Genomic DNA, 20,425 nt, shown 5'->3' on the forward strand with positions numbered 1-20,425 from the left:
CCCCGCTACTTGTCCAGTTCCTTGTCCAGAGTCCTCTTGTCGGTGAGGTGAAGCGCTGATGAGCACCACCCGGCCTTGCTCGCCGGGCGACCGCGGCCCGGAGTACGAGGCCGTTGCCGCGGCCGCTCCCGCGGACCAGGCCGCCCCGGCTGCCACCGGCCGTCAGGGGCGCCAGGTCCGCAGGCTGAGCCTGGACGGCGCCAGCGGCATCGTGCCCCTCGCCCGCGACTTCGCGCGCCAGGCGTTGCAGGCGTGGGGCTGGCTGCCCGCGGCGGGCGCCGATCAGCGGGCGGCCGCTGAGGACGTCCTCCTCGTCGTGTCCGAGCTGGTGACCAACGCCTGCCTGCACGCCGAGGGCCCCGACGAGCTCTGGATCTCCTCCGACAGCAAGGTGCTGCGGATAGAGGTGTCCGACCGCGGCGCCGGTCAGCCCGCGCCCCGTACCCCGCACCGCGTCGGCAGGCCCGGCGGGCACGGGATGTTCATAGTCCAGCGGCTCTGCCTGGACTGGGGGGTCGTCCGCACCCCCGGGGTGTCGGGCAAGACGGTGTGGGCCGAGCTGAGCGCGCCCGTGTAGGGCCCGCTCAGCTCCCCCTTGGGTTACCCACGGTTCGTACGCGCGCCGGATCACTGAAGATCCGGCGCGTTCTTTGTCTTCCCTCGGCAAGGCCCCGGGCGTACCTTGAGCGCCCAATCTGATGTGCCGTCAGTAAATCCGCACCGCGGCACGCCACGACCGGCATGAGGGGAACTCGAGGTGTCGTACCAGAAACGAAGGGCCGCGCTCGCGCTTGCCACGGCCTTGGCCGGCGGCTCGGCGGTGCTGATGGCCGCCCCCGCCGCGCAGGCCGAGGTCCAGGACGTCAACTACCAGTGCAAGACGCCCATCGGGAACAAGGGCGCGGTCTCGCCGATCGATATCAAGAGCGTCAAGAGCGGCAGCGGCTACAAACTCACCATGTCCTTCCAGAAGGGCGTCTCGTCCAGCCCCGTGGAGCTTGGCAAGGGCGCGATGAAGCCGAGCGCGCTCATCAAACTGGGCGGAGCGGAGAGCGGCACGGTGCCGGTGTCCGGGGCGCCCAACGACAAGGCGATCCCCGCCAACACCCCCATCAAGATCAGCGACCTGTCGGGGACGTACACGCCGAAGAAGAGCGGCAAGGTCACCTTCACCGCGGATGTCCTGACCATCAAGGCGCTCGGCACGACGACGACGTGCACGCCGTCCAACAGCCCCAAGCCCTCGCTCTCGCTGGACGTGAAGGGCTCCGGCGGCGGAGGAACGACGGGCGGCGGCTCCGGCGGATCCAGTGACGACAGCGGCTCGGGCGGTTCGGCCAGCGCCCCCTCGGGCGGCGAGGAGCTCCCGCAGACCGGACCCGCGGACTCCGCGATCGCGCTCGGCACCCTCGGCGGCACGGTGCTGCTCGCGGGCGCGGCAGGCGCGCTCTGGCTGACCCGCAGGAACCAGGCGGCCCGGTCGCGCTAGGCGCGGTGTGCGGCGTCGCGGGGACGCGGTGACCGCGCGCGCCCCGTCCGACCGCCGCGTACGACGCGTTCGGCGCGTGCCGAGCGTACGAAGATCCAGGAGCCGCCGATGCCGTCGCTGCTGTCCGTTGCCCGTGCTCTCACCGTGGTCGTGGCCTTACTGGTGACGGGCGTGGCACCGGCGACTCCGGTGTTCGCCGACGACTCCGGAGCGTGGTCCGTCGCGCCCTCCGCGGGAGGAGGGACACGGCCGGCGAAGGACGGGCGGCCCTACTTCTACGTGGAGGGCACGCCCGGCTCCGTCCTGGAGGACACGGTGACGGTCACCAATCCGGGGTCGAAGCCGCGCACGGTGGAGCTGAGCGGCGCGGACGCGGACAACACCAAGGGCGGCGCGTTCACGCTGGAGCGGGGCAGGCCGAAGGACACCGGCTCCTGGATCACGTTCGCCGAGCGCAAGGTGAAGGTGCCGCCGCGCACCCGCGCCGAGGTGCCGTTCAGCGTGAGCGTCCCCGAGAGCGCGGTGCCGGGCGACCACCCCGGGGCGATCGTCGCGCGGGAGAGCGGCCGTGAGGGCGGCCCTGAGGGCGGCCGGGACGCCGGGGTCCGCGTGCATCTGCGGGTGAGCGGTCCGACGCTGTCCGCGCTCACGGTCGAGCGCGTGAAGGCCGAGGGCGAGCGCATCTCGTACGACGTCGTCAACCGCGGCAACACGGTCCTGACCCCCAGGCTCAAGGTCCACGCGGAGGGTCTCTTCGGCCCGCTGCTCGACCGGGGGCCCCGCACGCTTCCGGTGGAACTCCTGCCCGGCCGCAGGGTCACCCTGACGGAACCGTGGACGGACGCCCCCGCGCTCGACTCCGTCGAGGTCGCGCTCACGGTGACGGCGGCGGGCGGAGCCCACGACAAGGCGACGGCATCGGCCCGCTTCGTGCCGTGGGGAGCGGTGGCGGGGGCAGGGGCCGGGGTGCTCGGGCTCGTGGCGGCGGGCGTCTGGTTCGTACGCAGACGCAGGGCCATCGGGGACCCGCCACGGGACGAGCCTGAACAGAGCGGTACGGAACCGGAGTTGGCGGGAGCGGGCACGGGAAGGGGCGAGCAACTGTGAACGTCGAGCGGCCCGCGTTGTGGGCAGTCAAGCGGTACATCGCCGGGGCCGCCGTGCTGGCGGCCCTGGCCTTCTCGCTGCTCCCGGCGGCGGGGGCCACCGCCGCCGAGAAGCCGACCGTCACCCTCTCCAAGGCCGAGGCGGGCAAGGGCGGCGACATCACCGTCAAGGGCGAGGGGTGGCGAAAGAACGCCCTGCTGATGATGCTGATCTGCGGCCAGTCCACCCCGGGCAAGGGCGTGCCCGGCGGCACGAACTCCTGCGCCAACGACTCGGGCCGCGCCGTCACCACGGACGGCAAGGGCGCCTTCAGCAAGAAGCTCCCCGTGGCCGAGCCCCCCAAGCCCTGCCCCTGCGTGGTCCACGTGGCCACGGTGACGGGGGACAAGGCGCAGGCGGACGCCGCCTTCAAGGTCGCGGGCCACCCCGTGAAGCCCCTGCCCGAGCAGCAGGGCGGCGGCAAGCTGTCCGTCCTCACCGACACCCAGCTGGAAGGCTCCAGCGGCGTACTGACCTGGTTCGGTGCCCCGCCGTCCCGCAAGTTCGTCTTCACCGTGGGCAACGTCGGCGCGGCCCCGGTCAAGGACCCGGTCTTCCAAGTGGGCACCTCCCACGGCGTGTTCGCCCCGCAGTGGGAGGAACAGCAGTGGCGCGGCACCATAGCCCCGGGCAAGAAGGCCCAGATCAAGTTGCCGGTCGAGCTCTCGGCCGGGGCGCACGGCGATTACCTCGTCTCCCTGAAGTTCGGTGGCAAGGTTCTCGCCGAGCAGCCCTGGGGCGTCGGCCGCCCGTGGGGCGTCACCGTCTTCTGGATCCTGCTCTGCGTCGTCGTGCCGGCCGCCGTCTTCCGCATCGGCATGGCGGTGGTGGACAAGCTCAACCCGGGCCGCCGCCGGGGCGGCCGCGGCTCCCGCCCGGCCGGACGCCACCGCACCGGCAGGATCGCCGAACTCACCGACCGGCTACCGAAGTTGCGGCTGCCCCAGGGGGCGGTCGCGGCGGACGAGGCGGCCCGTACGCCACGTACGAAACCGTCCCGTGAGCCCGGCAAGGGCACCGACACCGCCACGAACACGGGCACCCTCCCGTGGTTCACCCCTGACACAGACCCCGGCGCCGGGACCGCACCCGCAGCCGGACAGCTCTCCGCACCGTCAGAGAACAGCCCGACGACGAAGGGAAACACGTGATCAGCACACGACGGAGAGCGGGCGCGGCCTCGGTCTCGCTGCTGCTCGGCGGGGCGGGCATCCTGCTGGGCGCGGGTCCCGCGCAGGCGGCCGAGGTGGCGTACAAGACGGAGTGCATACCCCCGTCGATCTCGGGCCTTCCACCCGTGCAGGGCACCACGAAGGTCGAGATCACCGCGCCGGCCACCGCGAAGGTGGGCGACGAGGTCGAGGTCGTATGGAAGACGACGCAGGCCGCGTCCAAGAACCCGGACGTCCTCGACCTGGAGAAGGACACGGTGAAGCCGTCCGGCACCATCAAGCTGGGCGGCGGCCAGACCGGTGACCTGGCGGTGGCGGGCGAGCGGGTCAATCCGCCGATCAAGAAGAACAGCCCGATGGTCCTGTCCGACATGAAGGGCAAGCTGAAGCTGACCAAGGCGGGCGACGTCACGCTCACCCCGGGCGCGTACAACATCAACGTCAGCAAGCCGATGTCGACCGACACCAAGTGCACGCCGAAGGAAGAGGTCAAGGCGGGCGCGACCATCAAGGTGACGGAGGGCGGCGGCGGTTCGGGCGGCGGCACGGCCTCGGGCGGCAGCACTTCCGGTGGCAGTACGTCGGGCGGGTCCACGGCGGGCGGGTCCACGTCCGGCGGCGATACGGGTGGCGGCGACACCGGTGGCGGTGGCGACGACGGGGGCAAGACCGACTTCCCCGGCAAGGAGGTCCAGACCCCCTACAAGTGCAAGACGCCCATCGGCGACAAGGACGCCACGTCCCCCGTCCAGATCAACGCCAAGAAGGACGGCGGGAATTACGGCCTCACCGTCGAGTTCAAGAAGTCCGTCATGGACAGCCCCGCCGACATCCCCGCGGACTCGGTGAAGCCGTCGATGGAGGTCAAGCTGGGCGGCGCGGACAAGGGCACGGTGCATGTCGAGGGCCCCACCAACAAGGAGCCCATCAAGTCCGGCGACCCGATGACCATCCCTGACCTGACCGGCACGTACAAGCCGGGAGCCGACGGCAAGTCGACGCTCTCGCCGGGTGTTCTCACGGTCAAGGCGCTCGGTACGACGACGACTTGCACGCCGTCCAAGGCGGAGGTCTCCCTGGAGATCGACACGGCGGCGCAGCCAGGTGGCGCGGCCGGCGGTTCAGGGTCTGCCGGGGGCTCCGACACCGGGGGCGGTGCGGCCACCGGGGGCGGCTCGGCGTCCGGCGGCGGCCTCGCCGAGACCGGCGCGGACGACAACGGCGCCCTGCGCGCGCTCGGCCTGGTCGCGGGCACGGTGATCCTCCTTGGCGGCGCGGTCTTCACGTTCCTCCCGAGGCGGAGGAGCGGCTTGCGATAGCGCCCGAAGGGGCGCGGGGAACTGCGCGACCAGCCAAAGACGACCCGCGGTGGCCAACGGTCCGGACTTCGCAGACGCGTCTGCCTACGGCGGTCCGTCCGGCGGGTGCGAGTCGCCGTGGGCCGCTCGCGCAGTTCCCCGCGCCCCTGAAGTGGGCGCCCCCCTCAAACGCGCTGCCGCAGCCACCGCAGCACGGTCTGCGCGACCGCCGGGTCCCTCAGGAGCTCGCCCCCGTGCGCGGTGCCCGGCTCAATGCGCACCGCAACGTCCCGCAGGCCCGCAGACCTCTGCGCGTGCGCGAGGTCCGTCGAGTGGGCGACCGGCACGAAGTCCGCCGCCGAGTGCGTGAGGTACATGGGCGCGTCGTCCTTGCCGGAGGCGTGCGACTTGGCCCTCAGGTCGACCCACTTGTTCCAGCACCGCCCGGAGGCCCGGTCCGGCACGCACCCCGCGAGCAGCTCCGCCGTCAGCCGTAGCTTGCGCTGCGGTGGCGAGGCGGCGAGCATCCCGCCGTCCTGCCAGGCGCGGAAGGGCGAGGCCACGGGGGAGAGCGCCACCACGCCCCGCATCCGCTTGCGTCCGGCGCCGTACGCCCCGGCACTGACGGCGAGATGCCCGCCGGCGGAGGACCCGAGCACCACGGGTGTGCCACCGCCGCGCCGCTTGATCCACCGCAGGGCCGCGAGCACGTCGTCGCGCTGCGCGGGCCAGGCGGCGTCGGAGGCGAGCCGGTAGTCGGTGTCGTACACGGTGAACCCGCGGTCCGCGAACCACCGCGCCCGCCGGCTCCAGTCGGTGTCCCGCACCCAGGATCCGCCGTGCAGGATCATCAGGGCGGGGTGCCCGGACCGGTCGCCGTACACGGTGATGTTCTGCCGCGGGTGCTCCCCGTACGAGAAGGTCCGGCCCGGCAATGGTCTGGGTGCGGCCTCGACGGCGGCACTGGACGACAGCAACGCCACACACAGGGCGAAGGTCGGCAACGTACGTCGCATGGCCAGATGCTGCACTGTCCCGCGGCCAGGGACCCGCAGAAACACCAAAGGCCGCCGCACCGGGTGGTGCGGCGGCCCTCAGTTCGAGCGTGGGGAGGTGCGGGTCAGCGCACGTCGCCCATGAGCGCGCTGACCTTCTTGCGGGCCATGTAGACCGAGACGCCGGCGAGCACCGCGGCCGCGGCCTCCAGGGCGACCATGCCCCGGCCGTTGAGGTCGACACCGGCGATGGCGAGCATGCCGGTCACGCTGTCACCGGCGGTGACGGCGAGGAAGAAGACACCCATCATCTGGGAGGCGTACTTCGCGGGCGCCATCTTCGTGGTCAGGGAGAGACCCACCGGGGACAGGCACAGCTCGGCGACCGTGTGCATCAGGAAGATCAGCACCAGCCACCACATGGTGACCTTCGTGTCGCCCGTGGCCATGCCCATCGGGACGAGGAACACGAAGAACGAGGCGCCGGCCATCACCAGGGCGAAGGAGAACTTCACGATGGTGCTGGGCTCGCGGTTGCTGCGGGCCATCTTGATCCACAGGGCGGCGAAGACCGGGGCGAGCAGCATGATGAAGCCCGGGTTCAGCGACTGGAACAGGGTGTTCGGCATCTCCCAGCCGAAGATGTCCCGGGAGGTGTGGGAGTCACCGAAGAGGGACAGCGTCGACGCGCCCTGGTCGAAGATCATCCAGAAGATCGCGGCGGCCACGAAGAACCAGATGAACGCCGTCATCTTGGTCTGCTCTTCGGTGTTGAGCTCCTTGTCCCGCTTGATCTTGACAAGCACCGCGATCGGGATCAGCAGACCGGCCACGGTGATCGGGAGCAGCGCCCAGTTGAGGGTGAGCCGGTAGACGTCGGTGAAGGCCACCAGGAGGTAGAACGCCGCGATCACGGCGACGGCTCCCAGCGTCTTGACGATGACGCCGCGCTTCTCCTCGGCGGACAGCGGGTTCGGGACCTTGCTGCTCTCCGCGGACAGGTGGCGGGAGCCGACCATGAACTGGATCGCGCCGAGCGCCATGCCGACCGCGGCCAGGCCGAAGCCCAGGTGCCAGTTGACCTTCTCGCCGAGAATGCCGATGGCGAAGGGCGCCGCGAAGGCACCGAGGTTGATGCCCATGTAGAAGATGGTGAAGCCACCGTCGCGGCGGAGGTCCTTCGGGTCGCTGTAGAGCTGGCCGACCATCGTCGAGATGTTGGCCTTCAGCAGACCCGAGCCGACCGCGACCAGGGCCAGACCGACGAAGAACATCGCCGAGCTCGGCAGGGCCAGGCACAGGTGACCGGCGACGATCACGATGCTCGCGATCGCCACGGTCTTGCGGGCGCCCCAGACGCGGTCGCCGATCCAGCCGCCGGGCATGGCCATGAGGTAGACCATGGCCACGTAGACGGAGTAGATGGCCGTGGCGGCCGCCGCGGTGTAGGCGAGGCCGCCGCCCTGGCTGCCGGTGGCCGCGTCTGCGCCGCCGGAGACCAGGTAGAGCACGAGCAGAGCGCGCATGCCGTAGTAGGAGAAGCGCTCCCACATCTCGGTCATGAAGAGTGTGGCCAGTCCGCGGGGGTGGCCGAAGAAGGTCTTCTCGGAGCCAGGGGTACCGGCGGAGTCCTTCGTCAGGCTGGACGCCATGGGTCGATCCTCGTGAGTTCGGGACGCGCGGCAAGAGCGTGTGCGCGCCCGGTGGGGGGCGGTCGGCACCGGGGTCGTACCGTCCACACCCCCACGCCCGGGGGGAGAATCGCGATCCGTTTCGAGGAAGGCGCTGGTACGGCGACTCCGAGATCCACGCCCTGGGCGCATCTTCACGCGCAGGGCCCGACCACAGGTCATTCCTTTCAAGGCTGGCAGAAGCCGGCCCGCACATAAAAGAGACCTAAGGCCGCACAGTGGGCCAAAGGTCCTTGCATAGTGCATCAGGCGTTGGGTCACCATACGCCACGACAGTGCGGCATATGGAAGGACTTGAGAGATGGATCACAGGTTACGGCGGAACCAGCGGCCCACATTTAAAGGTGATCCTCAGGATCGCACCCCATAGCCGCAGGGGTCGACCGTCAGCGGGCGATCACCCCACGACGGTCCTCCGGTGCGGACTACCATCACCCCATGACCCGTGTACTGCTCGCCGAGGACGACGCGTCCATCTCGGAGCCGCTGGCCCGTGCCCTGCGCAGGGAGGGGTACGAGGTCGAAGTGCGTGAGGACGGCCCGACCGCCCTCGACGCCGGGCTGCAGAGCAGCGTCGACCTCGTCGTACTCGACCTGGGGCTGCCCGGCATGGACGGCCTGGAGGTGGCCCGCCGCCTCCGTGCGGAGGGGCACACGGCGCCGATCCTCATCCTGACCGCCCGCGCCGACGAGGTGGACACCGTCGTCGGCCTCGACGCGGGCGCCGACGACTACGTCACCAAGCCCTTCCGCCTCGCCGAACTGCTCGCCCGGGTCCGGGCCCTGCTCCGGCGCGGCGCGGCCGAACCGCAGCAGGCTCCCGCCACGCACGGCGTGCGGATCGACGTCGAGTCGCACCGCGCCTGGATGGGCGAGGAGGAGCTCCAGCTCACGGCCAAGGAGTTCGACCTGCTCCGGGTCCTGGTCCGGGACGCGGGCCGGGTGGTCACCCGGGACCAGCTGATGCGCGAGGTCTGGGACACGACGTGGTGGTCGTCCACCAAGACCCTGGACATGCACATCTCCTGGCTGCGCAAGAAGCTGGGCGACGACGCGGCGAACCCGCGGTACATCGCCACTGTGCGGGGCGTCGGCTTCCGCTTCGAAAAAAGCTGAGGTCGGCCCCGTCAGGGGCGCGGGGAACTGCGCGGCCAGCCACGACGGACCCGCAGACGCGTCTGCCCACGTCGGGCGCCTCGCGGGTGCGGGTCTTCTTGGGTTGCTCGCGCAGTTCCCCGCGCCCCTGAGGGCGGCTTCGATCGGCGACACTGAGTGAATGCGCCGCAGACTGATCAACAGCACCCTCGCCGTCGTCCTCGTGGTCATCGCGGTGTTCGGCGTGAGTCTGGTGATCGTCGAGACGAGGACGATCAGCAGCAGCGCCCAGGAGCGAGTGACGAGCGAGGCGTACCGCCTGGCCAGCATCGTCGACAGCAGGCTCATCAGCGACGAGCGGATCAGCGCCGAGATCCTGCGGGACGTGGCCGCGGTCGACACCGACCGCTACGCCCTCATCGAGATCCCCGGCCGCGCCCCCATCGAGATCGGCAGCCGCCCCACCGGCGACGTCATCCACGACACGGCCAAGGGCGAGGAGGGCGAGAAGGTCACCGTCGAGGAGCCGCGCACCAGGGTCACCCAGGAGGTCGGCCGCACCCTGCTGATCATCGGCGCCGTGGCCCTGCTCGCGATCATCGCCGCCGTACTCCTCGCCGTACGCCAGGCCAACCGCCTGGCCTCGCCGCTCACCGACCTCGCGGAGACCGCCGAGCGCCTCGGCTCGGGCGACCCGAGGCCCCGCCACAAGCGCTACGGGGTGCCGGAGCTCGACCGCGTCGCGGACGTCCTGGACGGCAGCGCGGAGCGGATCGCCCGGATGCTGACCGCCGAGCGCAGGCTCGCGGCTGATGCCTCGCACCAGCTGCGTACGCCTCTGACGGCCCTCTCCATGCGCCTGGAGGAGATCACCGTCACCGAGGACCTGGACACGGTGAAGGAGGAGGCCACGATCGCGCTCGCGCAGGTCGAGCGCCTCACCGACGTCGTGCAGCGGCTGCTCACGAACTCACGTGACCCGCGCACCGGCTCCGCCGTCTCCTTCGACCTGGACGAGGTCATCAAGCAGCAGCTTGAGGAGTGGCGCCCGGCCTACCGCAGCGCGGGCCGCGCCATCGTCAGCTCGGGCAAGCGGCATCTGCGGGCCGTGGGCACTCCGGGGGCGGTCGCGCAGGTCCTCGCCGCGCTCATCGAGAACTCGCTCATGCACGGCGGCGGCACCGTCGCCCTGCGGACCCGCGTCACGGGCACCCAGACGGTCATCGAGATCACCGACGAGGGGCCGGGCGTCCCCGCCGACCTCGGCGCGCGGATCTTCGAGCGCACCATCAGCGGCCGCAACTCGACGGGCATCGGCCTCGCGGTCGCCCGGGACCTGGCCGAGGCGGACGGCGGCCGCCTGGAGATGCTCCAGACCAAGCCGCCGGTCTTCGGTCTTTTCCTGTCGCGTACGCCGCCGCAGAAGCGCGACCGGGAGCACGAGGAGACGGTGCGCTAGAGGGGGCCTAGCGCGTGCCGCGCCCGGCAGGACGCTTCGGGGTGGGCGGCGCCACCGTGGAGCCGCTGGACCCGCCCTCCAGGAACGATTCCGCACGGGCGACGGTCTCCCGCGCGGGCAGTGCCTTGAAGACCCAGGTGCGGTAGGACCAGAAGCGGAAGCAGGTGGCGATGCCGATGCCCACGAACTTGAAGATGTTGCGCTGGAGCGGGCTGTCCCAGTCGAAGCCGTAGATCGCCGCGTACAGGACGCCGTTCTCGATCACCAGGCCGACCGCGCTGAAGGCCAGGAACAGCGTGAGCTCCTTGGTGCGGGAGGTCTTGTCACGGTCCCTGTACGTGAAGTAACGGAAGCCCACGTAGTTGAAGGCGATGGCGACGACGGTGGCGATCACGTTCGCGCGCACGGCCTGGAGGTCCGTGGTGTGCCACAGCAGGTTGGAGACGCTGAAATTCACCAGCGTGCCCAGCGCCCCCACGGCACCGAACTTGGCCACTTCGCGCGCGAGCTGCTCCAGTCGCACCCGTAGTGCGCCACGTTCCGTCATGGTGGTCGCCTCAACCCCCGTCGTCGATTCGTTCGGTTTCGTCCTCGTCGACGTATGTGGTGATTCGGTCGCGTCAACCCAGCCATGCTAACCAGCGACCCCCGTCCGTCGCGCGGGGACGCCTCCACACTGTGGCGGCTCTGTGACGGGAGAGCCCGTGCGGTGCACGGAAACCGGCCGTTCCGAGGTGGCCGATACAGGCCGATACCCTGGGGGTGTGACGTTCCCGGTAGTCGGCATGGTCGGCGGCGGTCAGCTCGCCCGCATGACCCACGAGGCGGGCATCCCCCTCGGCCTTAAGTTCAAGCTCCTCAGTGACACCCCTCAGGACTCCGCGGCGCAGGTCGTCAGCGATGTCGTCATCGGCGACTATCGCGACCTCGACACGCTGCGTGAGTTCGCGAGGGGCTGCGACGTGATCACTTTTGATCACGAACACGTACCCACCGAGCATCTACGGGCCCTGGAGGCGGACGGCATCCCCGTGCGTCCGGGGCCCGACGCGCTGGTGCACGCCCAGGACAAGGGCGTGATGCGCGAGAAGCTCACGGAGATCGGCGTGCCGTGTCCACGCCACCGGATCGTGCGCGATCCGGCCGACGTGGCGGCCTTCGCGGCCGAAGGCGACAGCTTCCCCGTGATCCTCAAGACGGTGCGTGGCGGCTATGACGGAAAGGGGGTGTGGTTCGTACGTTCCGTCGAGGACGCCGAAGACCCCTTCCGGGCCGGTGTCCCCGTACTGGCCGAGGAGAAGGTCGATTTCGTACGGGAGCTCGCGGCGAACGTCGTGCGCTCGCCGCACGGCCAGGCCGTGGCCTACCCCGTCGTCGAGTCGCAGCAGGTCGACGGCGTCTGCGACACGGTGATCGCCCCCGCTCCCGGCCTCTCGGAAGACCTCGCGGGCCAGGCGCAGGAACTGGCCCTGCGCGTCGCCAAGGAGCTCGGCGTGGTCGGCCACCTGGCGGTCGAGCTCTTCGAGACGCGCGACGGCCGCATCCTGGTGAACGAACTGGCGATGCGCCCGCACAACTCCGGCCACTGGACGCAGGACGGTGCGATCACGTCCCAGTTCGCCAACCACGTCCGCGCGGTGCTCGACCTGCCCCTCGGCGACCCGCGCCCGCGGGCGAAGTGGACGGTCATGGCCAATGTCCTGGGCGGCGACTACCCGGACATGTACCAGGCGTACCTGCACTGCATGGCGCGTGACCCGCAGTTGAAGATCCACATGTATGGCAAGGACGTGAAGCCCGGACGCAAGGTCGGCCACGTCAACACCTACGGCGACGACCTGGACGACGTGCTCGAACGCGCGCGTCACGCGGCCGGCTATCTCAGAGGGACGATCACGGAATGACCGCACCTGTAGGACCTGTGGTTGGCATTGTCATGGGCTCGGACTCCGACTGGCCGGTCATGGAGGCCGCGGCCAAGGCCCTCGACGAGTTCGAGATCCCGTACGAGGTCGACGTCGTATCGGCGCACCGCATGCCGCGCGAGATGGTCGCGTACGGCGAGGAAGCGGCGGACCGCGGCCTCAAGGCGATCATCGCGGGGGCCGGCGGCGCCGCGCACCTGCCGGGCATGCTGGCGTCGGTGACGCCGCTGCCGGTGATCGGAGTACCCGTACCGCTCAAGTACCTCGACGGCATGGACTCCCTCCTTTCCATCGTGCAGATGCCCGCGGGCGTGCCGGTGGCGACGGTCTCGGTGGGCGGCGCGCGCAACGCGGGCCTCCTCGCGGCACGCATCCTGGCCGCGCACGATCCCGAACTCCTGGCCCGTATGCGGGAGTTCCAGCAGGAGCTGAACGAACAGGCCACGGAGAAGGGCAAGCGGCTCCGTAGCAAGGTCGAAAGCATGGGTTCCGGCTTCGGCTTCGGCTCGGGAAAGTGAGCGGCATGACTTCTCCCGCTCTTGCCGAAGCCCGGGCCCTGCTCGCCGACTTCCCGGTGGTCGACGGCCACAACGACCTGCCCTGGGCGCTGCGCGAGAAGGCCGGTTACGACATCGACCGCCTCGACATCGCGGCCGACCAGACGGGCCACCTCCACACGGACATCGCGCGCCTGCGGGCGGGCGGTGTCGGTGCGCAGTTCTGGTCGGTGTACGTCCGCACGGACCTGACGGGCGACGCGGCGGTGAGCGCGACGCTCGAACAGGTCGACTGCGTCGAGCAGTTGCTCACGCGCTACCCGAAGGACCTGCGGCGCGCGCTGACGGCCGCGGACATGGAGGAGGCGCGGGCAGAGGGCCGCATCGCGTCCCTGATGGGTGCCGAGGGCGGCCACTCCATCAACAACTCCCTTGCCACACTGCGGGCGTTGCACGCGCTCGGCGTCCGCTACATGACGCTGACGCACAACGACAACATCGCGTGGGCGGACTCGGCGACGGACGAGCCGGGGGTCGGGGGCCTGTCGGCCTTCGGCCACGAGGTGGTCCGCGAGATGAACCGCAGCGGCATGCTCGTGGACCTCTCCCACGTGGCGGCGACGACGATGCGGGCGGCCCTGGACACCTCCGTGGCTCCGGTGATCTTCTCGCACTCCTCGGCGCGCGCGGTGTGCGACCACCCGCGCAACATCCCGGACGACGTCCTGGAACGCCTGCCCGCGAACGGCGGCGTGGCGATGGTGACCTTCGTCCCGAAGTTCGTTCTCCAGGCGGCCGTCGACTGGACGGCGGCGGCCGACGAGAACATGCGGGCGCACGGCTTCCACCACCTCGACACGACGCCGGAGGCGATGAAGGTCCACGCGGCCTTCGAGGAGTCGACGCCGCGCCCGGTCGCCACGGCCGCGACGGTCGCCGACCACCTCGACCACATGCGCGAGGCCGCGGGCATCGACCACATCGGCATCGGCGGTGACTACGACGGCACGGCGTTCACCCCGGACGGCCTCGACGACGTCGCCGGCTACCCGAACCTGATCGCGGAGCTCCTGACCCGCGGCTGGTCGAAGCCGGACCTGGCCAAGCTGACGTGGCAGAACGCGGTCCGCGTACTGGGCGCGGCGGAGGACGTGGCACGCGACGAACAGTCCCGACGAGGCCCGTCGAACGCGACGCTCCAGCAACTGGACGGCTGAGGCAGGCACTTGAGGTAAGGGCGGGGGCGGCCGATCGGCCGCCCCCGCCCTTCGCCTTGCTTCAGCTGACGCCTCCGCCGTGCGAACCGCGGAGAGTGCGCGGCTCGGCGCGGGCGCTCACCTCCCGCAGGCGGGCGGGAGGAGGGGTGGGGTGGCCGGACGGCGGTCCTTATCCTCTTCGCCTTGCTTCAGCTGACGAGTGCTCGGGCGAACCGCAGCGAGTGGGTGAAGAGGTTCTCCACCGTGGCGTCGGGCGCGCCGTGCCAGGCGTGGTCGGCGTCCGGGATCGTGCGCAGTTCGGCGCTGGCGCCCGCCTCCCGCAGCCGGGCTGCCAGCGCCTCGCTGTGCGTGGCCGGGACCATCGTGTCCTGCTCGCCGTGGATCAGGAGGAACGGTGGGGCGTCGCGGTGGACCCGGGCGACGGGGCTTGCCGCGCGGGCGAGCTCGGGCACCGTGGCGGGGGCCGCGCCCAGCAGCAGCGCCTCCGGGGTCTCGGCGCTCTGCGGGTCGAACGGGCCGCGGGGGACGGTCAGGTCGCTCGGGGCGTACCAGATCACCGCGCCGGTGGCCGAGACCTCGGGGTCGAGCGCCAGGAGCGAGGCCAGGTGCCCGCCCGCGGACTCGCCCCACACCACGGTCCGCGCGGGGTCGACGCCGAGCTCGGGGCCGCGCAGAGCCAGCCAGTGCAGCGCGGTTCGCAGGTCCTCCAGCGGCGCGGGGAAACGGGCCTCGCCGCTGAGCCGGTAGTCGGCGCACGCCACCGCGAAGCCCGCCGCGGCGATGCGCGCGAACGGACCGGGATTCCAGTGCCGGGTCCGCAGCCCCATGTCATCACGGCGCCCTCGCCGCCACGCGCCGCCGTGCACGAACAGGACGAGCGGGGCGGGCCCGTGTCCGGCCTCCGGCAGCCAGAGGTCGAGCTCCAGCGGACGGCCGCCATCGACATCCCCGTACGGGACGCCGCGTAGGACCCGCGGATCCGGTGCCGGAAGCGGCGCGACATCCGGGTGGGGCGCGGCGATCAACGCCCGCAGAGCGTCGCTCACCGCGTGCGCCACTGGTGCTCGGGCAGGAAACGCACGTCGTACCGCTCGGGGACGGTGGCGAACTTCTCCGGCGTGGGTACGACGGGCTCGCGCGGCAGCCCGAGCCCGTCGGCAGGCGCCCCAAGGGTCTCGAAGAACCGCTCGAAGGTGCCACCGGGCCCCGCGGCGACGCCGACGACCTGGCTGTGGTGGCGCTCCATGCGATAGGCGTGCGGACAGTTCTTGGGTACGAAACCGAAGTCGCCGGGGGTGAGGAGCTTCTCCTGCTGCTCGCCCTCCAGGTCCTCGACGAACAGGCGGACGGCGCCCTGGGTGACGTAGAAGACCTCGTACGTGTCGGGGTGCAGGTGGGCCGGGATGACGTTGCCCCTGGGGCCCTCGACGGTGAAGAAGTTGAAGGCGTTCTCGGTCTGCTCGCCGCCCGCGTAGATGGTGATGAGGTCGCCGAACAGATGGGCGCGATCGCCCTCGCCCTTCTCGATGACGTAGGGCTTGCCCGGTTCGGCGGGGATACGTGAGGAGCGCCGGTGGCGGGTGGCGTACTCGATGGTCATGGCTCTCCCGGAGGGGGTGCGGAGTGAAACGTAGAATGTCAGGTAGCCTGACATAATGAGTTCACGACGGGCAAGCGCCGGCCCCGAACCCATAGGCTCACCGCATGCACGCCACCGGCCGAAACCTCCCCCAGCTCCTCGGCGACGCCCGCCGCTGGTTCGAGGACGCGCTCCTCGCGACCCTGGAGGAGGCGGGGGAGGTCCACGTCTCGCCCACCCAGGCGGGCCTCTTCGCCGTACTCGACGAGGAGGGCACGACGGTCTCCGAGCTGGCCCGCCGCATGGGCGTCACCCGGCAGACCGCGCATCAGGCGGTGCACGGCCTGGTCGCCGCCGGTCTCCTGGAGCAGGTCCCCGACCCGTCGTCGGGTCGGCAGCGGCTCATCCGGCGCACGGCGGAGGGGGAGCGGACGCACCGCGAGGCGGAGCTGGTCCTGCGCCGCCTGGAGGAGGTACTAGCCGACCGGATCGGCCCGGAGGCGACTCGGGCGCTGCGGGCGGCTCTTGAGACCCCCTGGGGGAGTCCGCCGGTACTGGCCCGCCCCCAGGCCTGAAACACCGAACGCCCTCCCCTCGAAGCGAGGGAAGGGCGATCGGGGCAGGCCGAGGCGTCAACGCGCCCTTGGCTACGGCAGGTTGCGGGCCATCACGATCCGCTGGACCTGGTTCGTGCCTTCGTAGATCTGCGTGATCTTCGCGTCACGCATCATCCGCTCGACGGGGTAGTCACGGGTGTAGCCGTAGCCGCCGAGCAGCTGGACGGCGTCCGTGGTGACCTCCATCGCGACGTCCGAGGCGAAGCACTTGGCGGCCGCACCCTGGAAGGTGAGGTCCGCGTCGCCGCGCTCCGACTTGGCCGCGGCCGCGTACGTCAGCTGACGCGCGGCCTCGATCTTCATCGCCATGTCCGCGAGCATGAACTGCACGCCCTGGAAGTCGCCGATCGGCTTCCCGAACTGCTTGCGCTCCTGGACGTACCCCTTGGCGTAGTCCAGCGCGCCCTGCGCGATGCCGAGCGCCTGGGCCGCGATCGTGATGCGGGTGTGGTCCAGGGTCTTCATCGCCGTGGCGAAGCCCGTGCCCTCCTCGCCGATCATGCGGTCGGCGGGGATGCGGACGTTGTCGAAGTAGACCTCGCGGGTCGGCGAACCCTTGATGCCGAGCTTCTTCTCCGGGGCGCCGAAGGAGACGCCCTCGTCCGACTTCTCGACGACGAAGGCGGAGATGCCCTTCGAGCGCTTGGTCGGGTCGGTCACGGCCATCACCGTGTAGTACTCGGAGACGCCCGCGTTCGTGATCCAGCGCTTGACGCCGTTGAGGACCCAGAAGTCCCCGTCACGGACGGCCTTCGTCTTCATGCCGGCCGCGTCCGAACCGGCGTCCGGCTCGGAGAGGCAGTACGAGAACATGCCCTCGCCCTTGGCGAGCGGCGTCATGTACTTCTTCTTCAGCTCCTCGGACCCGGAGAGGATCACGGGGAGCGAGCCCAGCTTGTTCACGGCCGGGATGAGGGAGGACGAGGCGCAGACGCGGGCCACTTCCTCGATCACGATGACCGTGGCGAGCGCGTCGGCGCCCGTGCCTCCATAACTCTCCGGTACGTGCACGGCGTGCAGGTCGGAGGAGACGAGGGCGTCGAGCGCCTCCTGCGGGAAGCGGGCCTCCTCGTCCACCGCGGCGGCGAACGGACCGATCTTCGCCTCGGAGAGCGAACGGATCGCGTCACGGAGCATGTCGTGCTCCTCGGACGGGCGGTACAGGTCGAAATCAGCCGATCCGGCCAAGGTCTCTCACGCTCCAAGGGGCTAATTACCGTTAAGTAACCCAAATTTTAGAGGGCGGCTCACGCGAGGGATACGTGAGCTTCCCGACAGCGGGCATCCGACGGGTGGCGATGGCGGAAACGTGCCCTGCCAGAGGCCCGACTATGCTCGGGCACCGCACTGACGCCGTAGACCCCTGGAGCACCGCATGGCCCTCAAGATCACCGTGATCGGCACCGGCTATCTCGGCGCTACGCACGCAGCGGCCATGGCCGAGCTCGGTTTCGAGGTGCTCGGCCTCGACGTCGTGCCCGAGAAGATCGAGATGCTGCAGCGGGGCGAGGTCCCGATGTACGAGCCCGGTCTTGAGGAACTGCTGCGCAAGCACGTCGCCGGGATCGAGGGCTCCAGCGGGCGGCTGCGCTTCACCATGGACTTCGCGGAGGTCGCGGCCTTCGGTGACGTGCACTTCGTGTGCGTGAACACCCCGCAGAAGCACGGCGAGTACGCCTGCGACATGAGCTACGTCGACAGCGCCTTCGCGCAGCTCGCCCCGCATCTGACGAAGCCCGCGCTGGTCGTCGGCAAGTCGACCGTGCCGGTCGGCTCGGCGGACCGCCTGGCGCGCGAGCTCGCCGCGAACGCGCCGGTGGGCGCCGAGGCCGAGCTGGCCTGGAACCCGGAGTTCCTGCGGGAGGGTTTCGCCGTCAAGGACACGCTGCACCCGGACCGCATCGTCGTCGGCGTACGCAGCGCGCACGCCGAGAAGCTGCTTCGCGAGGTGTACGAGGGCCCCGTCGGCGAGGGCTCGCCCTTCGTAGTGACGGACTTCCCGACCGCAGAGCTCGTGAAGACGTCGGCCAACTCCTTCCTCGCCACGAAGATCTCGTTCATCAACGCGATGGCCGAGGTGTGCGAGGCCGCGGGCGGGGACGTCGTGAAGCTGGCGGAGGCGCTCGGGTACGACGACCGGATCGGCAAGAAGTTCCTGCGGGCCGGGATCGGCTTCGGCGGCGGGTGCCTGCCGAAGGACATCCGGGCGTTCATGGCGCGGGCGGGGGAGCTGGGCGCCGACCAGGCCCTGACCTTCCTCCGCGAGATCGACTCCATCAACATGCGGCGGCGCGGGCAGATGGTGGAGATGACGCGCGAGGCGCTCGGCGGCGGTTCCTTCCTGGGCAAGCGGGTCGCGGTACTCGGCGCCACGTTCAAGCCGGACTCGGACGACGTCCGAGACTCGCCCGCGCTGAACGTCGCCGGGCAGATCCACCTCCAGGGCGGCCAGGTCACCGTGTACGACCCCAAGGGGATGGCGAACGCGGGGCGACTCTTCCCGACGCTGGCGTACGCGGAGACGGTCGTGGAGGCGGTGCGGGGCGCCGATGTCGTACTGCACCTGACCGAGTGGCGGGAGTTCCGCGAGCTGGACCCGGAGACGCTGGGCGAGGTGGCTTCCCAGCGACTGATCCTGGACGGCCGCAACGCGCTTGACCCCGCCGTGTGGCGGGCGGCCGGGTGGACTTACCGGGCTATGGGCCGGCCTTCGGCCTGAGGCCTGGCGGGCTTCCCGCCTGCCCTTGTCGCTGCGGGGCAATCGGGTGGGTGGGCGGGAAAGGCTTGTTCGTCGCGAGGCGGATGCGGGTGAAGGCCTAGCGCCGGGCGCCCGGCGGGGATTTCCGCGCCCGGTACGCCCGCATCTTGGCGCGGGCCCCGCACACCCCCATGTCACACCACCGGCTCCGTCCGGCCGGGCTCCGGTCGTAGTACGCCCAGTGGCAGTCCGCGGCCTCGCAGGCCTTGAGCCGGGACCAGGTGCCCGCGGTCACCGCCTCCGCGATGGCCGCGGCCACCCGCGAGGTGAGCGCGGACGGCTCCGCGGGAGTCAGTGACGCCGAGCCGTCCTCCTCGGAGACCCTCACCAACAGCGGGGCAGCAGCGAGGAGTTGACCCAGGGGAGTCGTCGGCGCGTGCGGTCCGTGCCCCGCATGGGCGAGGCACGCCACCCGCAGCGACTCCCGCAGCTCCCGCGCCCCCGCCAGTTCCCCCGGCCCCGCGGAGATGCCGAACGGCGCGCGCCCCTCCGCCGAGTCCAGCGCGTCGGCGCCCGACTCCAGATCCAAGGTGTTCACCAGCGCCTGGATCAGCGCGAGGCCCCCGGGAGCGGGTGCTCTGTCATTCATGCTTGCGACGTTACCTCTTGTGCGGGAGTATGCAGTAACCGTTACTGGTAGCTCCAAGCATCCGGTAACCCACCCGCGAACGAGGAGAAGTAGTCATGCCCCTCGCCAAACTCGGCGTCGTCGTACTCGACTGTCCCGACCCCCTCGCGCTCGCCACCTTCTACGCGGCCGTCCTCGGCGGCACCCCCAAGGACGACGGCGACGGCTGGGTGAACCTCGAAGTCCCCGGCGGCACACCGCTCGCGTTCCAGGCCGCCCCCGGCCACGTACCGCCGCAGTGGCCCGAGGCCACGCGCTCCCAGCAGTTCCATCTGGACCTCGAAGTGGAACGGGCGCAGCTGGACGCCGTCGAGAAGGACGTGCTCGCGCTCGGCGCCACCGCGCTCGACGCGGAGGACCGCGAACGGAGTTTCCGCGTGTACGCCGACCCAGCCGGACACCCCTTCTGCCTCTGCGCCTGCTGAACCCACGCACGCTGGAGAAAGGAACGCCCATGGCACCCGTCGGACGCCTGCGCAACATCGTGCTCGACTGCCAGGACCCCCACCAACTCGCCGCGTTCTACGGCCACTTGCTCGGCGGCGAGATCGAGAGCGATACCGAGGAGGAGGATGACTGGGTCACCCTCCACACCCCCGGCGGCCTGCGTCTCTGCTTCCAGGAAGCCCCCGGGCACCGCCCGCCCGACTGGCCGCACGCGGACGCCGGGTCCCAGCAGATCCACCTCGACATCGACGTGGGGCCGACCGTCGAGGACGTCGAGCGCGCCCAGGAACGGGTACTCGCCCTGGGCGCCAAGCCGCTCGACGTGGACGACGACAACGGCGAGCGCGACTTCCGCGTCTACGCCGATCCGGCAGGGCACCCCTTCTGCCTCTGCTGGATCGACCAGGGCTGA

The 20,425-nt window shown here is 70.7% G+C and carries 21 protein-coding genes; 14 read left to right on the forward strand and 7 right to left on the reverse strand.

The window, feature by feature from the left end; all coding sequences use genetic code 11:
* The first annotated feature begins 58 nt into the window (after window positions 1-58).
* From ACWGI2_RS30615 to ACWGI2_RS30635, 5 genes are all read left to right on the forward strand, one after another.
* Window positions 59-577 carry an ATP-binding protein gene (locus tag ACWGI2_RS30615; RefSeq protein WP_453698825.1) on the forward strand — a complete coding sequence of 173 codons (519 nt, stop codon included), beginning with the start codon at window positions 59-61 and terminating at the stop codon, window positions 575-577.
* Window positions 578-757: 180 nt separating this feature from the next.
* Complete coding sequence (locus tag ACWGI2_RS30620; protein ID WP_453698827.1) at window positions 758-1,489, forward strand: LPXTG cell wall anchor domain-containing protein; 732 nt, start codon at window positions 758-760, stop codon at window positions 1,487-1,489.
* A gap of 108 nt (window positions 1,490-1,597) precedes the next feature.
* On the forward strand, window positions 1,598-2,596 hold the full coding sequence (locus ACWGI2_RS30625; RefSeq protein ID WP_453698828.1) for a WxL protein peptidoglycan domain-containing protein: 999 nt from the start codon (window positions 1,598-1,600) through the stop codon (window positions 2,594-2,596).
* A complete protein-coding gene (locus tag ACWGI2_RS30630) occupies window positions 2,593-3,786 on the forward strand; it encodes a hypothetical protein (RefSeq protein ID WP_453698830.1) in 1,194 nt (397 codons plus the stop codon). The genes ACWGI2_RS30625 and ACWGI2_RS30630 overlap by 4 nt, the downstream gene beginning before the upstream one ends.
* Window positions 3,786-5,126 (forward strand): hypothetical protein, encoded by a 1,341-nt coding sequence (locus ACWGI2_RS30635; protein ID WP_453698908.1) that lies wholly within the window; start codon window positions 3,786-3,788, stop codon window positions 5,124-5,126. Before ACWGI2_RS30630 ends, ACWGI2_RS30635 begins: the two co-directional genes overlap by 1 nt.
* Window positions 5,127-5,290: 164 nt before the next feature.
* On the opposite strand, the gene ACWGI2_RS30640 is transcribed toward ACWGI2_RS30635, so the two are convergent.
* Both ACWGI2_RS30640 and ACWGI2_RS30645 read right to left on the reverse strand, forming a co-directional pair.
* The gene (locus ACWGI2_RS30640) at window positions 5,291-6,121 is read right to left on the reverse strand and encodes an alpha/beta hydrolase (protein WP_453698832.1); all 831 of its coding nucleotides are present in this window, start codon (window positions 6,119-6,121) and stop codon (window positions 5,291-5,293) included.
* Between the two features lie 104 nt (window positions 6,122-6,225).
* Complete coding sequence (locus tag ACWGI2_RS30645; RefSeq protein ID WP_453698833.1) at window positions 6,226-7,752, reverse strand: peptide MFS transporter; 1,527 nt, start codon at window positions 7,750-7,752, stop codon at window positions 6,226-6,228.
* 477 nt (window positions 7,753-8,229) lie between these two features.
* On the opposite strand from ACWGI2_RS30645, the gene ACWGI2_RS30650 reads away from it, so the two are divergent.
* Together ACWGI2_RS30650 and ACWGI2_RS30655 are read left to right on the forward strand one after the other, a co-directional pair.
* Window positions 8,230-8,907, forward strand: a complete 678-nt coding sequence (locus ACWGI2_RS30650) for a response regulator transcription factor (RefSeq protein WP_160505424.1) — start codon at window positions 8,230-8,232, stop codon at window positions 8,905-8,907.
* A gap of 160 nt (window positions 8,908-9,067) precedes the next feature.
* Window positions 9,068-10,345, forward strand: a complete 1,278-nt coding sequence (locus ACWGI2_RS30655) for an ATP-binding protein (RefSeq protein WP_453400250.1) — start codon at window positions 9,068-9,070, stop codon at window positions 10,343-10,345.
* Window positions 10,346-10,352: 7 nt separating this feature from the next.
* Here the strand turns inward: ACWGI2_RS30655 and ACWGI2_RS30660 are convergent, their stop codons facing one another.
* Complete coding sequence (locus ACWGI2_RS30660; RefSeq protein ID WP_453400251.1) at window positions 10,353-10,892, reverse strand: GtrA family protein; 540 nt, start codon at window positions 10,890-10,892, stop codon at window positions 10,353-10,355.
* A 238-nt stretch (window positions 10,893-11,130) separates the two neighbouring features.
* Between ACWGI2_RS30660 and ACWGI2_RS30665 the strand changes: the two genes are divergently transcribed.
* The 3 genes from ACWGI2_RS30665 to ACWGI2_RS30675 are packed head-to-tail and all read left to right on the forward strand — an operon-like array spanning window position 11,131 to window position 13,984.
* Window positions 11,131-12,249 carry a 5-(carboxyamino)imidazole ribonucleotide synthase gene (locus ACWGI2_RS30665; RefSeq protein WP_453698910.1) on the forward strand — a complete coding sequence of 373 codons (1,119 nt, stop codon included), beginning with the start codon at window positions 11,131-11,133 and terminating at the stop codon, window positions 12,247-12,249.
* Window positions 12,246-12,788: a 5-(carboxyamino)imidazole ribonucleotide mutase gene (gene purE, locus ACWGI2_RS30670; protein WP_453400252.1), complete on the forward strand. Its 543-nt coding sequence runs from the start codon at window positions 12,246-12,248 to the stop codon at window positions 12,786-12,788. The genes ACWGI2_RS30665 and purE overlap by 4 nt, the downstream gene beginning before the upstream one ends.
* A gap of 5 nt (window positions 12,789-12,793) precedes the next feature.
* On the forward strand, window positions 12,794-13,984 hold the full coding sequence (locus ACWGI2_RS30675) for a dipeptidase (RefSeq protein WP_453698835.1): 1,191 nt from the start codon (window positions 12,794-12,796) through the stop codon (window positions 13,982-13,984).
* Between the two features lie 188 nt (window positions 13,985-14,172).
* On the opposite strand, the gene ACWGI2_RS30680 is transcribed toward ACWGI2_RS30675, so the two are convergent.
* Both ACWGI2_RS30680 and ACWGI2_RS30685 read right to left on the reverse strand, forming a co-directional pair.
* Entirely contained in the window at window positions 14,173-15,030 is an 858-nt protein-coding gene (locus ACWGI2_RS30680; protein WP_453698837.1) for an alpha/beta hydrolase fold domain-containing protein, read from the reverse strand.
* Window positions 15,027-15,584, reverse strand: coding sequence for a quercetin 2,3-dioxygenase (locus ACWGI2_RS30685; RefSeq protein WP_453698839.1), 558 nt, complete (start codon window positions 15,582-15,584; stop codon window positions 15,027-15,029). Before ACWGI2_RS30685 ends, ACWGI2_RS30680 begins: the two co-directional genes overlap by 4 nt.
* Window positions 15,585-15,688: 104 nt before the next feature.
* On the opposite strand from ACWGI2_RS30685, the gene ACWGI2_RS30690 reads away from it, so the two are divergent.
* A complete protein-coding gene (locus ACWGI2_RS30690; RefSeq protein WP_453698840.1) occupies window positions 15,689-16,138 on the forward strand; it encodes a MarR family winged helix-turn-helix transcriptional regulator in 450 nt (149 codons plus the stop codon).
* Between the two features lie 72 nt (window positions 16,139-16,210).
* Here the strand turns inward: ACWGI2_RS30690 and ACWGI2_RS30695 are convergent, their stop codons facing one another.
* Entirely contained in the window at window positions 16,211-17,368 is a 1,158-nt protein-coding gene (locus ACWGI2_RS30695; RefSeq protein ID WP_160505415.1) for an acyl-CoA dehydrogenase, read from the reverse strand.
* A gap of 187 nt (window positions 17,369-17,555) precedes the next feature.
* On the opposite strand from ACWGI2_RS30695, the gene ACWGI2_RS30700 reads away from it, so the two are divergent.
* The gene (locus tag ACWGI2_RS30700; RefSeq protein ID WP_453698841.1) at window positions 17,556-18,899 is read left to right on the forward strand and encodes a UDP-glucose dehydrogenase family protein; all 1,344 of its coding nucleotides are present in this window, start codon (window positions 17,556-17,558) and stop codon (window positions 18,897-18,899) included.
* A gap of 97 nt (window positions 18,900-18,996) precedes the next feature.
* Here the strand turns inward: ACWGI2_RS30700 and ACWGI2_RS30705 are convergent, their stop codons facing one another.
* On the reverse strand, window positions 18,997-19,527 hold the full coding sequence (locus ACWGI2_RS30705; protein ID WP_453698842.1) for a CGNR zinc finger domain-containing protein: 531 nt from the start codon (window positions 19,525-19,527) through the stop codon (window positions 18,997-18,999).
* Between the two features lie 95 nt (window positions 19,528-19,622).
* Here ACWGI2_RS30705 and ACWGI2_RS30710 point away from each other — a divergent pair, with 95 nt between their 5' ends.
* Together ACWGI2_RS30710 and ACWGI2_RS30715 are read left to right on the forward strand one after the other, a co-directional pair.
* Window positions 19,623-19,991, forward strand: a complete 369-nt coding sequence (locus ACWGI2_RS30710) for a VOC family protein (protein ID WP_453698844.1) — start codon at window positions 19,623-19,625, stop codon at window positions 19,989-19,991.
* Between the two features lie 29 nt (window positions 19,992-20,020).
* Window positions 20,021-20,425, forward strand: coding sequence for a VOC family protein (locus tag ACWGI2_RS30715; protein ID WP_453698846.1), 405 nt, complete (start codon window positions 20,021-20,023; stop codon window positions 20,423-20,425).

It is taken from the genome of Streptomyces sp. NPDC054866, assembly GCF_053610745.1.

What these genes read in the sequence shown, in the direction of transcription:
- ACWGI2_RS30715 (WP_453698846.1), top strand. Translation starts at nt 20,021, where the DNA reads ATGGCACCCGTCGGACGCCTGCGCAACATCGTGCTCGACTGCCAGGAC.
- ACWGI2_RS30640 (WP_453698832.1), bottom strand. Translation starts at nt 6,121, where the DNA reads ATGCGACGTACGTTGCCGACCTTCGCCCTGTGTGTGGCGTTGCTGTCG.
- ACWGI2_RS30615 (WP_453698825.1), top strand. Translation starts at nt 59, where the DNA reads ATGAGCACCACCCGGCCTTGCTCGCCGGGCGACCGCGGCCCGGAGTAC.
- ACWGI2_RS30690 (WP_453698840.1), top strand. Translation starts at nt 15,689, where the DNA reads ATGCACGCCACCGGCCGAAACCTCCCCCAGCTCCTCGGCGACGCCCGC.
- ACWGI2_RS30710 (WP_453698844.1), top strand. Translation starts at nt 19,623, where the DNA reads ATGCCCCTCGCCAAACTCGGCGTCGTCGTACTCGACTGTCCCGACCCC.
- ACWGI2_RS30665 (WP_453698910.1), top strand. Translation starts at nt 11,131, where the DNA reads ATGGTCGGCGGCGGTCAGCTCGCCCGCATGACCCACGAGGCGGGCATC.
- ACWGI2_RS30625 (WP_453698828.1), top strand. Translation starts at nt 1,598, where the DNA reads ATGCCGTCGCTGCTGTCCGTTGCCCGTGCTCTCACCGTGGTCGTGGCC.
- ACWGI2_RS30660 (WP_453400251.1), bottom strand. Translation starts at nt 10,892, where the DNA reads ATGACGGAACGTGGCGCACTACGGGTGCGACTGGAGCAGCTCGCGCGC.
- ACWGI2_RS30655 (WP_453400250.1), top strand. Translation starts at nt 9,068, where the DNA reads ATGCGCCGCAGACTGATCAACAGCACCCTCGCCGTCGTCCTCGTGGTC.
- ACWGI2_RS30650 (WP_160505424.1), top strand. Translation starts at nt 8,230, where the DNA reads ATGACCCGTGTACTGCTCGCCGAGGACGACGCGTCCATCTCGGAGCCG.
- ACWGI2_RS30675 (WP_453698835.1), top strand. Translation starts at nt 12,794, where the DNA reads ATGACTTCTCCCGCTCTTGCCGAAGCCCGGGCCCTGCTCGCCGACTTC.
- ACWGI2_RS30645 (WP_453698833.1), bottom strand. Translation starts at nt 7,752, where the DNA reads ATGGCGTCCAGCCTGACGAAGGACTCCGCCGGTACCCCTGGCTCCGAG.
- ACWGI2_RS30685 (WP_453698839.1), bottom strand. Translation starts at nt 15,584, where the DNA reads ATGACCATCGAGTACGCCACCCGCCACCGGCGCTCCTCACGTATCCCC.
- purE (WP_453400252.1), top strand. Translation starts at nt 12,246, where the DNA reads ATGACCGCACCTGTAGGACCTGTGGTTGGCATTGTCATGGGCTCGGAC.
- ACWGI2_RS30700 (WP_453698841.1), top strand. Translation starts at nt 17,556, where the DNA reads ATGGCCCTCAAGATCACCGTGATCGGCACCGGCTATCTCGGCGCTACG.
- ACWGI2_RS30705 (WP_453698842.1), bottom strand. Translation starts at nt 19,527, where the DNA reads ATGAATGACAGAGCACCCGCTCCCGGGGGCCTCGCGCTGATCCAGGCG.